The organism is Cellulomonas chitinilytica, from assembly GCF_016862675.1.
Classification (GTDB): Bacteria; Actinomycetota; Actinomycetes; order Actinomycetales; family Cellulomonadaceae; genus Cellulomonas; species Cellulomonas chitinilytica.
Window position 1 is genome coordinate 53,516 of the sequence record NZ_BONK01000003.1, and the last position, 13,223, is coordinate 66,738.

14 protein-coding genes are annotated in these 13,223 nt (G+C 73.1%); 8 read left to right on the plus strand and 6 right to left on the minus strand.

What is annotated here, in order from left to right:
* Positions 1–70 precede the first annotated feature (70 nt).
* The 5 genes from Cch01nite_RS04875 (at position 71) to Cch01nite_RS04895 (ending at position 4,798) form a co-directional block, all read left to right on the plus strand.
* Complete coding sequence (locus Cch01nite_RS04875) at positions 71–547, plus strand: hypothetical protein (protein ID WP_203749349.1); 477 nt, start codon at positions 71–73, stop codon at positions 545–547.
* A 192-nt stretch (positions 548–739) separates the two neighbouring features.
* Positions 740–1,843, plus strand: coding sequence for an ABC transporter ATP-binding protein (locus tag Cch01nite_RS04880; RefSeq protein ID WP_203749351.1), 1,104 nt, complete (start codon positions 740–742; stop codon positions 1,841–1,843).
* A gap of 37 nt (positions 1,844–1,880) precedes the next feature.
* Entirely contained in the window at positions 1,881–3,077 is a 1,197-nt protein-coding gene (locus tag Cch01nite_RS04885; protein ID WP_203749353.1) for an extracellular solute-binding protein, read from the plus strand.
* A 4-nt stretch (positions 3,078–3,081) separates the two neighbouring features.
* The gene (locus Cch01nite_RS04890) at positions 3,082–3,984 is read left to right on the plus strand and encodes an ABC transporter permease (protein WP_239069906.1); all 903 of its coding nucleotides are present in this window, start codon (positions 3,082–3,084) and stop codon (positions 3,982–3,984) included.
* A gap of 7 nt (positions 3,985–3,991) precedes the next feature.
* On the plus strand, positions 3,992–4,798 hold the full coding sequence (locus tag Cch01nite_RS04895; RefSeq protein ID WP_203749355.1) for an ABC transporter permease: 807 nt from the start codon (positions 3,992–3,994) through the stop codon (positions 4,796–4,798).
* Positions 4,799–4,829: 31 nt separating this feature from the next.
* Here Cch01nite_RS04895 and Cch01nite_RS04900 read toward each other — a convergent pair whose 3' ends face one another.
* Both Cch01nite_RS04900 and Cch01nite_RS04905 read right to left on the minus strand, forming a co-directional pair.
* Positions 4,830–5,564, minus strand: coding sequence for a copper homeostasis protein CutC (locus Cch01nite_RS04900; RefSeq protein WP_203749357.1), 735 nt, complete (start codon positions 5,562–5,564; stop codon positions 4,830–4,832).
* A 163-nt stretch (positions 5,565–5,727) separates the two neighbouring features.
* Positions 5,728–6,150, minus strand: coding sequence for a hypothetical protein (locus tag Cch01nite_RS04905; protein WP_203749359.1), 423 nt, complete (start codon positions 6,148–6,150; stop codon positions 5,728–5,730).
* Between the two features lie 161 nt (positions 6,151–6,311).
* On the opposite strand from Cch01nite_RS04905, the gene Cch01nite_RS04910 reads away from it, so the two are divergent.
* Positions 6,312–7,106, plus strand: coding sequence for an endo alpha-1,4 polygalactosaminidase (locus Cch01nite_RS04910; RefSeq protein ID WP_203750070.1), 795 nt, complete (start codon positions 6,312–6,314; stop codon positions 7,104–7,106).
* On the opposite strand, the gene Cch01nite_RS04915 is transcribed toward Cch01nite_RS04910, so the two are convergent.
* The 3 genes from Cch01nite_RS04915 to Cch01nite_RS04925 all read right to left on the minus strand — a co-directional run bounded on the left by Cch01nite_RS04915 (position 7,028) and on the right by Cch01nite_RS04925 (position 10,128).
* Positions 7,028–7,930: a hypothetical protein gene (locus tag Cch01nite_RS04915; protein WP_203749361.1), complete on the minus strand. Its 903-nt coding sequence runs from the start codon at positions 7,928–7,930 to the stop codon at positions 7,028–7,030. The genes Cch01nite_RS04910 and Cch01nite_RS04915 overlap by 79 nt on opposite strands.
* A gap of 162 nt (positions 7,931–8,092) precedes the next feature.
* On the minus strand, positions 8,093–9,460 hold the full coding sequence (locus tag Cch01nite_RS04920; protein WP_203749364.1) for a sensor histidine kinase: 1,368 nt from the start codon (positions 9,458–9,460) through the stop codon (positions 8,093–8,095).
* Positions 9,457–10,128: a response regulator transcription factor gene (locus Cch01nite_RS04925; protein ID WP_203749367.1), complete on the minus strand. Its 672-nt coding sequence runs from the start codon at positions 10,126–10,128 to the stop codon at positions 9,457–9,459. The genes Cch01nite_RS04920 and Cch01nite_RS04925 overlap by 4 nt, the downstream gene beginning before the upstream one ends.
* 138 nt (positions 10,129–10,266) lie before the next feature.
* Between Cch01nite_RS04925 and Cch01nite_RS04930 the strand changes: the two genes are divergently transcribed.
* Positions 10,267–10,578, plus strand: a complete 312-nt coding sequence (locus tag Cch01nite_RS04930) for a PepSY domain-containing protein (protein ID WP_203749370.1) — start codon at positions 10,267–10,269, stop codon at positions 10,576–10,578.
* A 24-nt stretch (positions 10,579–10,602) separates the two neighbouring features.
* On the opposite strand, the gene Cch01nite_RS04935 is transcribed toward Cch01nite_RS04930, so the two are convergent.
* Positions 10,603–11,220, minus strand: a complete 618-nt coding sequence (locus tag Cch01nite_RS04935; RefSeq protein ID WP_239069911.1) for a class I SAM-dependent methyltransferase — start codon at positions 11,218–11,220, stop codon at positions 10,603–10,605.
* Between the two features lie 146 nt (positions 11,221–11,366).
* Between Cch01nite_RS04935 and Cch01nite_RS04940 the strand changes: the two genes are divergently transcribed.
* Positions 11,367–13,223: a carboxypeptidase-like regulatory domain-containing protein gene (locus Cch01nite_RS04940; protein ID WP_203749375.1), complete on the plus strand. Its 1,857-nt coding sequence runs from the start codon at positions 11,367–11,369 to the stop codon at positions 13,221–13,223.

Genomic DNA, 13,223 nt, shown 5'->3' on the forward strand with positions numbered 1-13,223 from the left:
CGGCGACCCCAGGGCACTCGTCTCTCGGTGACAGGTCGACACGCGACCTGACCCGACGAAAGGCACGACGATGACCGCTCTGGACGATGTCTACGAGGACATCAAGAACTACCCCAGCACGTACGTGACGATCGAGATCTACGACGTCGACTGGGACGGCGTGGCGCTCAACGACGAGGAGGACGTCGAGATCCGGTTCCGGGCGTCCAACCGCGGGATGCTGACGATGACCGACGTCACGTTCACGGTCGAAGGCCTCAACGGCACGCTCGTCAAGGGGAACGGCGCCGCGGCGCAGTACGCGAGCTCGTTGACGACGAGCCCGGGCTTCTTCCCGACGCTCCCCGCGCACCACGAGGACGACCTGGTCACCTGGGCCACCGGCCCGCTCTTCTTCAAGCCGACCAGGGTCGCCACCACCGCCACCGACCTCGTGCGCGTCTCGGTGGCGGGCTGGTCGTCCTCGTGGGACCACGTGTTCGACAACCACACGGAGGCCGACCCGAACGCGAACGCCGTCTACTCGCACACGGTCGCGGTCGCCTAGGCCCGACCACCTCGGGGAGGGGGGCCGCGGCCCCCCTCCCCGAGGTCGCGCGCACCGTGACCCGATGGCACCGGACCGCAACCGATTCGTGATGACAGCACGTCACATCTCGACGGATCGGGACTAGATTCCGACCAACGGCCGCGAAATCCGGCGGTCGGGGCCCGTGCCAGCCACGGAAGGGCTGCAGACATGGTCGGCGCGCACGATCAGGACGGCGGGACGCTCGCGGTGCGGGTGCGCGGGCTGCGCAAGGAGTTCGGGGACGTCGTCGCGGTGGACGGCGTGGACCTGGACGTGCGGGACGGGGAGTTCCTCACGCTCCTGGGGCCGTCGGGGTCGGGCAAGACGACGGTGCTGCGGATGATCGCCGGGTTCGAGCTGCCGACGGCCGGCACCGTGGAACTGGGCGGGGTGGACGTCACGCGGCGTGCGCCGTTCGAGCGGGACGTCAACACGGTGTTCCAGGACTACGCGCTGTTCCCGCACATGTCGGTCCTGGACAACGTGGCCTACGGGCTGCGCGTCAGGCGCGTCGGCCGGCGCGAGCGCACGCAGCGCGCCCTCGAGGCGCTGGGCAGCGTGCAGCTTGGCGGGTTCGGCGCACGCAGGCCGTCGCAGCTCTCCGGCGGGCAGCGCCAGCGGGTCGCCCTGGCGCGCGCGCTCGTCAACCGGCCGCGCGTGCTGCTCCTCGACGAGCCGCTCGGCGCCCTCGACCTCAAGCTCCGCGAGCAGATGCAGGTCGAGCTCAAGGCCATCCAGCGGCAGGTGGGCATCACGTTCGTCTTCGTCACGCACGACCAGGAGGAGGCGCTGACGATGTCCGACCGCATCGCCGTCTTCGCGGGCGGTCGCATCGAGCAGGTCGGGACGCCGGCCGACGTGTACGAGCGGCCGGCGACGCCGTTCGTCGCGGGCTTCGTCGGCACGTCCAACCTGCTCGCGGGCGAGGCGGCCCGCCAGGTCGTCGGCCGCGACGGCACGTGGTCGGTACGGCCCGAGAAGATCCGCGTCGAACGCGAGGACGACGGGACCGGCGCCGCGCCGGACGACCGGCACGGCACCCGCGGGACGGTGCGGGAGGTCGTCTACGTCGGCTCGGCGACCCGGTTCGTCGTCGACCTGGACGTCGGCGGCACCCTCGTCGCCCTCCAGCAGAACCTCCAGACCTCCTCGATGGACGTCCAGGGCCTGCGCGGCGCGCGCGTGCGGCTCACGTGGAGGCCCGAGCACGAGTTCCGGGTGGCCGACGAGGCGAGCGACCCGGCTGTCCCGGTGCCCGATCCGGTGCCGTGACGCGGTCCAGCACACGCCGATGACGAAGGAGTCGACCATGGCACACCACTGCAGCAGGCTCGTGACCGTCGGGGCGATCACGGTCCTCGCCCTGTCAGGCTGCACGTCCGACGGGGGCGACGGGGGCGCGAGCGGGGCACCGCCGACGATCCAGGCGCTCGACACGATCGGCGAAGGCGAGGGCGAGGTCAACATCCTCGCGTGGGCCGGCTACGCGGAGGACGGCAGCACGGACCCCGCCGTCGACTGGGTGACCCCGTTCGAGCAGCAGACCGGCTGTCAGGCGAACGTGCAGGTCGCGGACACGTCCGACTCCATGTTCGAGAAGATGGGCACCGGCGACTTCGACGTCGTCTCGGCGTCCGGCGACTCGTCGCTGCGCATGATCTACGCGGGCAAGGTCGCCCCGGTGAACACCGACCTGTTCACGCACTACCTCGAGGTCCCCGAGTTCCAGCGCCTGCAGGCCTGGAACTCCGTCGACGGCGTCCCGTACGGCATGCCGCACGGGTGGGGCGCCCAGCTCATGGCGTACCGGTCCGACGTCGTGACGCCGGCACCGACGTCGTGGGACGTCGTCTTCGACCCGTCGTCCCCGTACTCCGGCAAGATCACGGACTACGACTCGCCGACCGACGGCATCGCCGCCGCGGCCGTGTACCTCATGTCGACGCAGCCGGACCTCGGCATCGAGAACCCGTACGCCCTCGACCAGGACCAGTTCGACGCCGCCGTCGAGCTGCTGAAGGCGCAGCAGCCGCACGTCGGCAGCTACTGGGCGAGCTACACGGACGCGCAGAAGGCGCTGGAGAACGGCAGCACCGTCGTCGGCTCGACGTGGCAGATCATCGTCAACCTCGCGCAGGCGGACGCCGCACCGGTCGCGTCGGTGCTCCCCGACGAGGGTGCGACGGGCTGGGCGGACACGTGGATGGTCGACGCGAAGTCGCCGCACCCGAACTGCGCGTACGAGTGGATCAACTGGGTGACGAGCCCCGAGGTGCAGGCGCAGGTCGCCGAGTGGTTCGGCGAGGCCCCCGCCAACGTCAAGGCGTGCGGGCTGACCACCGAGCCGACGCACTGCGACACGTACCACGCGGACGACGCGGACTTCTTCTCGAAGATCTGGTTCTGGACGACGCCGCAGTCCACGTGCCTCGACGGCCGCACGGACGTGAAGTGCGTGCCGTACGCCGAGTGGGGCAAGGCGTGGAGCGAGGTCAAGAACGGGTGACCGCGTGGTGACGGACACCCCCGTGCGGGTCGAGGAGCCGGCGCCCTTGCGGCGCCGGCTCTCGGCCGCGCTCTTCCGCCACCCGCGCGTGCGGCTCGTCGGGCTCCTCACCCTGCCCGCGACGTGGCTCGTCCTCGTCTACCTGTCCGCGCTGCTGTCGCTGCTCGTCACCGCGTTCTTCACGGTCGACGAGTTCACGGGCGCCGTCGTGCGCGAGCTCACGCTCGACAACGTCCGCGAGGTGCTGACCACCCCGGCGTACGTCGGTGCCGCCGTGCGCACCGTCGCGATCGCGGCGACGGTCACGGTGCTGTGCGTGCTCCTCGGCTTCCCGATGGCGTTCTTCATGGCGAAGATCGCCCCGCCGCGCTCACGCAACCTGCTCGTCGCGCTGGTGGTCACGCCGCTGTGGGCGTCCTACCTGGTGAAGGTGTACGCCTGGCAGGCGATGGTGCAGCCGGAGACCGGGCTCATCGCGTGGCTGCTGACGCCGTTCGGCCTGCCAGGGCCCGGGTTCGGCGTCACGGCGACCGTGCTCACGCTGACGTACCTGTGGCTGCCGTACATGGTGCTGCCCGTGTACGCCGGCTTGGAGCGCATGCCGGACTCGCTGCTCGACGCGTCCGGCGACCTCGGCGCCCGACCGGCGCGCACCGTGCGCAGCGTCGTCGTGCCGCTCGTCTGGCCGTCGATCGTCGTCGGCTCGGTGTTCACGTTCTCGCTGAGCCTGGGCGACTACATCACGGTGCAGATCGTCGGCGGCCGCACCCAGATGATCGGCAACATCGTCTACCAGACGTACACGAGCAACCTGCCGTTCGCGGCCGCGATCGCCCTCATCCCGGTGGCGATCATGGTCGTCTACCTGGCCCTCGTGCGGCGCACCGGCGCCCTGGACACCTTGTGAGGGCGGCATGAGGGGTTCGCGGCGCGCCCGCTGGACGTTCGGCGCGATGATGGCGCTCGGCCTCGCGTTCGTCTACGTGCCGCTCGTCGTCATCGTCATCAACTCGTTCAACGCGAGCACCGTGTTCGCGTGGCCGCCGAAGGAGCTCACCACGAGATGGTGGGTGGAGACGGCCCACAACCCGAGCGTCCGGGCCGCCGTGGTCACGTCCGTGGAGGTGGCCGTCGTGGCGACGGCCGTCGCGCTCGTGCTCGGCACGCTCCTCGCGTTCGCCCTCGCGCGGTACCGGTTCTTCGGGCAGCAGGCGATGTCCCTGCTCGTCGTCCTGCCCATCGCGCTGCCCGGCATCGTCACGGCCCTCGCGTTCCGCACCGGGTTCCGCACGTTCCTCGGCCTGGAGCTGTCGATCTGGACGGTCGCGATCGCGCACGCGACGTTCTGCGTGGTCATCGTCTACAACAACGCCGTCGCGCGGCTCCGACGGACCGGGCTCGCGCCGGAGGAGGCGTCGATGGACCTCGGCGCCGACGGGTTCACGACGTTCCGGCTCGTCACGTTCCCGCTCCTGCGGGGGGCGATGCTCGCGGGCGCGCTGCTCGCGTTCGGGCTGTCGTTCGACGAGATCGTCGTGACCCTGTTCACCGCGCCGCCCGGGGTGACCACGCTGCCGATCTGGATCTTCCAGAACCTGCAGCGCCCCAACCAGGCGCCCGTCGTCAACGTCGTCGCGGCGGTGCTGGTGCTGGTCTCCGTCGTGCCGATCTACCTGAGCCAGCGGGTCGCGGGGGAGTCGACCGGGGGCGGCCGCATCTGAGGGGCTCGTCCGGTCAGGCAGGTCGGGCCGCTCAGTGCGTCTGCCGGAACGCGTCCACCGCGGCGCGCAGCGCACGCACCCGCGCCTCGTCGGTGACCTCCCGCGTCGACGCCCCGGCGTCGGCGCGGCTGCCGAGGCGGACGGCCTGCACCTCCTCGACGGAGCGCTTCGCCGAGGCGTGGATCGCCGCGACGCCGGTGGCCAGGAGGGCGTCGACGTTGTCGGCGTCGATGCCGGCACCGGCCATCACCTGGATGCGCCCGCGCGACACCGCGGCGAGCCGGGCGAGCTCGTCTCGCGCGTCGATCGCCCGGGAGGCGCCACCCGACGTGAGGATCCGGTCCACCCCGAGGTCGACGAGCTGCTCCAGGGCGGCGTCCCGGTCGGCGAGCGTGTCGAACGCACGGTGGAACGTGACCTCGGCGCCCTTGGCGAGGCCCCGGACCGCCGCGATCAGGGCGGTGTCGACGCCGCCGTCGCGCAGCGCGCCGACGACGACCCCGTGGGCGCCCGCGTCGAGCGCGCGCCGGACGTCGTCGAGCAGCACCGTCTGCTCGATGGCGCTGTAGTCGAAGCCGCCGTCCCGGGGCCGGACGAGGACGTGGACGGGGACGCCGGCGGCGACGGCGGCCGCGGTGAGCCCGGGCGCGGGGGTGAGGCCGCCGAGGGCGAGCGCGGCGGCCAGCTCCACGCGGTCGGCACCCCCTGCGGCGGCCGCCGCGATGCCCTCGGGGTCCTGGATCGCGATCTCGAGCTGGACGTTCACGGGACCCACTCTCGACGGTTCCGCGCGGAGGCGGACGTCCGGTCCGGCTCGCACCGGAGCCCACCGGGGAGGGGGCGATCGGACGATAGTCGACGGCGAGGACCCGTATCGAACGTTCGCGGTCCCGACCGCGAACGCGTCACGGTCGACGAGCCGTGCCCGCTCAGAGGTGCCCCGGGGTGCAACCCGGCGTGAAGTACCCGGTCACGGCGACACCGCGGCTGGTCGAGCGGTTGCCTGCCAGGTCGACCGCCTGGACCCGGACGGTGCTCGGGCCCGGCTGCAGGAGGTGCAGGACGGCCCACATGCCGCTCGTGCCCCGGTCCTCGAGAGCGCCGACGTCGACGCCGTTCGCGAGCACCCGGTAGACGATCCGGTCCTGCGGGGTGACGTCGTCGGTCACCTTCGGGACGCCGACGATGAGCATGAGGCACTGGAAGCCCTGGGCGTACCCGAAGACCGGGGTGCTCGGGGGAGTGGTGTCCGTGCGCGCGGTCGCGGGGGCTGCGGCGAGCAGCGCGGACATGGCGGACAGGGCGGCGGCCGCTGCGACGGCGGTCGTCCGGATGGTTCGGCGGTGGGACATCGGTCCTCCTCGGGCCGCTCCTGGGTGTCGGCGACGTGCCCTGTGCGGCACGTCCGTGGCGGCTGCGTCGGCGGCGCGCTTCTAACTGATGATCTGTTCGACGTTAGACCGCGCCCGTCGTCCGGCAACTCGAGCGGGGCTCTTAGCATCGGGGGGTGCGCATGGTGGTCGTCGCGGTCGTCGTAGGAGCGCTCGCCGCGACCGCAGGCTGCGCCGCGGACCACCCGGACCGGCTCGCCGGCCCGCCCGCGGGGGTCGTCGTCGACTACCAGCTCGGCGGTGGCTACCCGCCGGCCGACGGGATCGGTGGCGTCGTGCGGGACGTCACCGACGTGCCGGAGCCGGGCACGTGGTCCGGCTGCTACGTCAACGGGTTCCAGACCCAGCCGGACGACCGGGACACCTGGCTGAGCGAGCACCCCGACCTGGTGCTGCGCGACGACGCGGGCGAGCCGGTGGCCGACCCGGGCTGGCCGGACGAGCTGCTGCTCGACACGTCGACGCAGGAAAAGCGCGCTGCGATCGCCGACGCCGTCGGGGCGCAGGTCGTCGCGTGCGCGGAGCGCGGGTTCGACGCGGTCGAGCTCGACAACCTCGACTCGTGGACGCGGTCCGGCGGCCGCCTCACCGAGGACGGTGCGCTGGACCTCGCGGCGCGCCTCGTGGCCGTGGCCCACGCGGCCGGCCTCGCAGCGGGCCAGAAGAACGCCGCCGAGCTGGGCGCTCGTGGCCGCGACGAGGCCGGCTACGACTTCGCGGTGGCCGAGGAGTGCGGCGAGCACGACGAGTGCGCCGCCTACACCGACGTCTACGGCGCGGCGGTGATCGACGTCGAGTACGAGGCCGACGGCTGGGCGGCCGTGTGCGCCGACCCACGTCAGCCGGCGTCGACGATCCTGCGTGACCGCGAGCTGCGTACGCCCGGCACCGACGGGTACGTGCTCAGGTCCTGCTGAGCGCGCCGGCGGGCGACACCGGCGAACAGGTCCGCGACCTGCACCCGCGGGTCGGTCCTCGAGTCGACGTGGACGAACGAACGCAGCGGCGGGGGATCGGGAGCGACCGCGTCGGCGAGGAACGCCCCCAACCGGCTCACCCGGCCGGCCGTCAGGGCGCTCTGCTCGTCGTGCACCACGGCGACCGACCGGCCTCCGGCGCTCCAGTGCAGCAGCGTCTCGGCGAGCGCGGGGACGAGCGGCTCGAGCGGAGGGGGGAGCACGGGGTCCCCGTCGACGAGCCGTCGCATCGCGTCGCGGACCCGCACCGGCGTGACGGGCGCGAGCCCCGGCTCGTCGGTCGGCATCGTGGCGAGGAAGCGGCCGATCGCGTGGTCGTCGACCGGTCGGCGCCTCGCCGTGCGGACGAGCGCGACGAACGAGGCGAGGAACGTCGTCCGTCGCCGCAGCGTGCGCACGGCCCGGGAGTGGTCGCTGCCCAGGCGGGTGCCGGCGCCGTACGAGGGGTCCTCGGTGAAGAGCTCGAGCACCCGGGCGGCGACGAAGCCGGGCTTGTCGACGACGACGACGTGCGCGCGACCGGCCAGCGCGCCGAGGAACCACTCGAGGGCCGCAGCGTGCTCGGGTCGCAGGAGCCGGCTCGACCGGTGCTCGGACCAGCCGCCGAGCACCGGCCCGAGCACGGCGACGACCTGGCCGGCCTCGTGCAGGGTCAGGTCGACGCTGGCGTGGGTCAGCACGGGCGAGGCGGGGTCGAGGAGGTTGGTCCCGGAGAACCCGGACTCGTCGCACGCGATCTCGACCCAGGGCACGTGGGTGGTCATCGGCAGGCTCCACGTCGGACGGTGGCACGCGTCGGGGCCCGTCGTCGGGACGGGCGTGGTCACGCGGTGGGTCGAGGCGTGCTCAGTGGTCGTCGGCGCCGGGAGCGGGCATGTGACCCATGCTGATCTCGACCCGGGGGGCCGGCCAGCGAAATCTCGTCGCTACCCGCCGTCGAGCGGGAGCGTGAGGACGAGACGGGCGCCCGGGCTGTGCCGCGGGTCGACGACGAGCGTGCCGCCGTGCCGCCGTGCGATGTCGCGGGCGATGGCGAGGCCGAGCCCGACGCCGTCGGTCGCCGGGCGGGCGTCGTCGAGCTGGAAGAAGCGGAGGAACACGTCGTCGGCGTGCTCGGCGGGGATCCCGGGGCCGTCGTCGAGGACCACGAGCTCCGCGGACCCGCCCGGCGTCGCGGCGAGCGTGACGGTCACGGTGCGGGCGGCGTGCTGGAGCGCGTTGTCGACGAGGTTCGCGACGAGCCGTCGCAGCTGGGCCGGGTCGCCGGGCACGTGGACCGCCTCGACCCCGTCGACGTCGACGCGGACCGGCGTCGGGTCCGGGGCGTGCTCGTCCGCGCAGACCCGCACGAGGGTCGCGAGGTCGACGGTCACGGGCTGGGTGATCGCGAGCGCGCCGGCGTCGCCGCGGGCGAGCAGCAGCAGGTCGTCGACGAGCGTCTGCAGGCCGACCGTCTCCGCGAGCACGCTGCGGTGGGTGGCACCGAGGTCCGCCGTCGACGGGTGCGCGGCGTCGACCTCCAGCTCGGACCGGATGCGGGCGAGCGGCCCCCGCAGCTCGTGCGACGCGTCCCCGACGAACCGGCGCTGGCGTTCCGCCGCGTCCGCGAGCCGGTCGAGCATGGCGTTCATCGTGCGGGCCAGCCGCGCGACCTCGTCACGCGTCGGCGGCACCGGGACACGGCGGTCCAGCCGTGCACCGGAGATGAGGTCGACCTCCGCACGGATGTCGTCGACCGGCCGCAGGGCGCGCCCCACGGACCACCAGACGATCGCCGCGAGCGCGGCCACGCTGATCGGCACGGCGACGGCCAGCGAACCGGCGAGCGCAGCGGTGCTCTCGCGGACGTCGTCCAGGCTCCCCGCGACCCGGACCGTCAGCGTGCCGCCCGTGGCCGTGCCGACCGACCTCACGACCATCCGGCCCTGGCCGCCGGGGAGCGTGACGGTCGTGACGGCCCCCACGGGCGCGGACGGCAACGTCCACCCGCGCTCGCCGACCGCCGCCGGTGACCTGCTGACGACGCGTCCGTCGCCGCCCACGACCACCACGAGCACGTCCTCGGATCCCGCCGCGTCCGCCGCACCCGGCGTCCCGGCCTCGAGCGCGCCCGCCACCGCGTCGGCCCGCTGCCCGAGGGCCTCGTCGAGGTTGTCGGTGAGGATCGCACGCTGGGCCAGGACGAGCGCGACGCTCGCGGCGGTGAGCAGCACCAGCACCGCGACCGTGGCGAGCGCCGTGACCCGGAAGCGCAGCGTCGCGGAGCGCCGGCGCAGGTCCGGGAGCGGGCTCATGCCGGCACGACGCGGTAGCCGGCACCCCGGACGGTCTCGATCGTGCGCCGCCCGAACGGCACGTCGACCTTGCGCCGCAGCCGGGCGACGTACACCTCGACGACGTTCGGGTCGCCCTGGAAGTCGTCGTCCCACACGCCGGTGAGGATCTCGTGCTTCGAGACGACCTGGCCGGGTCGGCGGACCAGGTACGCGAGCAGGTCGAACTCCCGGGCCGTCAGCGGGATCTCCACGCCCGCACGGTGGACGCGGCGCGCGCGCAGCCCCAGCTCGAGGTCGCCGACGGACACGGGCGCCGGTTCGCCGAGCGCCGCGCGGCGGATCAGCGCGTGGATCCGCGCGACGAGGACCGTGAACGAGAACGGCTTCGTGAGGTAGTCGTCCGCCCCGATGTCCAGGCCCTCGGCCTCGTCGAGCGGCCCGTCCCGCGCCGTCAGCATGAGGACCGGCGTCACGTCGCCTGCCCTGCGCAGGTCGGCGCAGACCCGGTACCCGCTGCGGCCCGGCAGCATCACGTCCAGCAGGATCAGGTCGTAGCTGTTCTCGGCCGCGCGCCAGGCACCGTCGATGCCGTCCAGGGCCACCTCGACCTGGAACCCCTCGGCTCGCAGGCCACGCCGGAGCGTGCCGACGAGCTTCACGTCGTCGTCGACGAGCAACAGCTTCACGCGCCCTCCTCCGCGACGCCCTGCCTCGATCATCCGCCGACCCGCTGACGTCCACCTGAACCGTCAGCGGGCGTTCAGGTGCGTGCGCGCACCCTGCTCCTGACGACATCGTCGACCCGCACGAACCGGAGGTGTGTCATGCGCAGGAGCACATGGACCGTCGTCGTCACGGCAGCGGCCGCCACCGTCCTCGCCGGCGGCGCCGCACTGGCGTCGGCCGACGACGACCCGGCGAGCCCGATCACCGGCGACGCGCTCACGCACGCGAGCGAGGTCGCCCTGCGGAGCACGGGAGGCGGGACGGTGACGGGCACCGAGGTCGGCGACGAGGACAGCTACTATGAGGTCGAGGTCACGCTGGCCGACGGGCACCAGGTCGACGTCCAGCTCGACGAGCAGTTCGCCGTCGTGGCGACGACCGCCGACCACGAGGGGTCCGGCGACGACTAGCGCAGGAGCGCGCCGGCTGGGCGGCTAGCGCAGCCGGCGCGCGCGGAGCACCAGGTCGTGCGCGTGGTGGGCCCCGGCCCCTCCGGCGACGGTGCGGTCGCGGCGCTCGTCGACGAGCACGCGCCAGTCGTCGTCGAGCAGCGCGGCGACGTCCGCGGGCATCACGAACATCGACGGGTCGAACCCGTGCGCGTGGGCCTCGTCGGTGAGCACCTCGTGGTGCACGACGAGGAGCTCGCCTCCGAGGGCGACGGCACGCACGAGCGCGCGCTCGGCGTCGAGGCCGGGAGAGCGCAGGAGCGCCGGGTACTGCGCGGAGACCAGGTCGAACCCGCCGGCCGGGAGGTCGGCCTCGACGAGGCCGGTGCAGACCCAGGTCACGTCGGCCCCGGCGTCGCGCGCGTGCTGCGCGGCCCGTCCGAGCGCGACGGCGGACACGTCGATCGCCGTCACCGTCCAGCCGCGTGACGCCAGCCAGACGGCGTCGGCACCCTCGCCGCAGCCGACGTCCAGGACCCGGCCGGGCGGCAGGTCCGACACCTCGGCGACCAGCGCGCCGTTCGGGTCGCCGCTCCACACCCGCTCGGCGGAGGCGTAACGGACGTCCCACTCGTCGGGGTGGTTGGTCTCGATGTGCGTCACGGCGACAGTCTCCCAGCCACGCCCGCGCCGAGCCGGTGGTGCGGCGCGGGTGAGGTCGCGCGGGCGCCGTATCTCGAGGCAGGCGCCTCCCTCCTCACCGCCAGGCGAGCACATCGGCGTGCGCGCGTCATCAGGGGGTGGGACAGGTGGCCTACGAGATCCGTGGTGCCCTGCAGGGCACGTTGTGTCACGACTGGAAGGAGCCCCTGGCGGGGCTCGAGCTGCGTGCGTACCGGTCGACGGGGGAGCGCAGCACCGAGCGGGCGGTCGCGCCCGACAAGGAGACGTTCCACGAGATCGCCGACGGCGAGCGGCCGGACGCACCGCTCGCAGTCGCGGTCGTCGACGCGTCGGGGAGCTACGTCCTGCGGATCGAGGACCGCTCGTACGACGGTGAGGCGCTGGACCTCGACCTGTACTGCGCGACGCCGCCGCGTCCGAAGCACGACCCGGACGCCGAGCCCCGGCAGTTCGCGGTCACGACCCTGCAGCCGCGGTGGCGGCAGACCGAGAAGGACTTCCTCGCGGCGTGGGACTACGCCCTGCCTGAGCGGTTCTGGTGCCACATCCTGGCGCTGTTCGGGATCTGGACGATCAGCGGGTACGTGACGACGTGCGACGACCGGACCCCCATCCCGGGTGCGGTGGTGTCGGCGTTCGACGCCGACTGGCTGCAGGACGACCCGCTCGGCTCGGCCACGACGGACGGCACCGGGCACTACGTGCTGACCTACCTGGCGTCGAGCTTCCGCAAGACGCCGTTCTCGCCGTACGTGAACGTCGAGCTGACCGAGGGGCCGGACGTCTACGTGAAGGTCGAGCTCGGCGGGCAGCCGATCATCACCGAGACCCAGGCCGACGGACGGGCGAAGGGGCGCCAGAACGTCGGGCACTGCTTCTGCCTGGACCTGTGCACCGACAAGATCGTCGGCGGACCGGAGACGACCCCGCACTGGCAGCAGGTCGAGGTCTTCGACATCCACCCCGGCAACGGCCTGCCGGGCTCCACGTTCGACAGCCTCGGGTACGCGGACCCGGCGGGCGGTGCGTACGTGTTCGGCGGCACGGTCACGCTGCGCGGCAACTGCCCGCTGACCGACGTCGTCACGGGCCACTCGCTGAAGTACCGGTTCCTGGTCGGCGAGTACACGTGGACCGGCGGCGTCGAGGACCCGGCGAACCCGCCGACCGTGGCCCCGGCGAGCCTGTCGCCGGTGACGACCCAGGTCGGCGGGACGCTCGTCGGCTACGTGTTCTACACGGACGGCAACGGCGCCGCGCAGTCCTCGCCCGTGGTCGTCACCGCGGGCGACCTCGACGGCGACGGCTTCGTGCAGGTCGACGGGCTGGCCGTCACGGTCCCCATGTACAACCCACCGGGCTCGACGGCCGTGGTGAACGTGAGCGGGTCGAACTTCCTGCGCACGTTCGACCTGATGGAGCTGAACACGGCGGCGATCACGGCGGTGCACCCGCCCAAGAAGCCGGGCGGCCTGCCGATCGCGCAGGCCGGCGAGACGCTCCCGGCGAACGAGCAGGAGCCCGTGCGCCGCTACCGGCTGCAGTTCGAGGTGCGCGACGCCGTCACGGACTCGCCGCTGTTCACCGACCAGCTCGAGTCGATCATCTTCGACAACTCGCCGGTCATCGCGGCGCTCGACCTCGAGGAGCTCCGGCTCAACGGCTGCAACCCGCTGTCGGGGGCGACGACGATCCACCTGCTCGAGACCGTCGACCACCCGCACCTGCGGAACTTCTCGGTGTCGATCACGAACAACGGCGGCACGGTGCACTCGCCGCCGCAGACGCCCGCGGGCGCGTTCGTCACGGGGGTGTACTCGTTCCGCGGCGGGGCGTCGGGGCCGCACAACGGGTCCGGCACGGGTGGCATCGCGATCGACGTCTCGGGCGACCCGGCGTGCGCGTACGCGGTGAACCTGAGCTGGATCACCCGGCGCTACCTCGACACGACGGGGCAGCTGCAGCGGCTGTACTGCCACTGA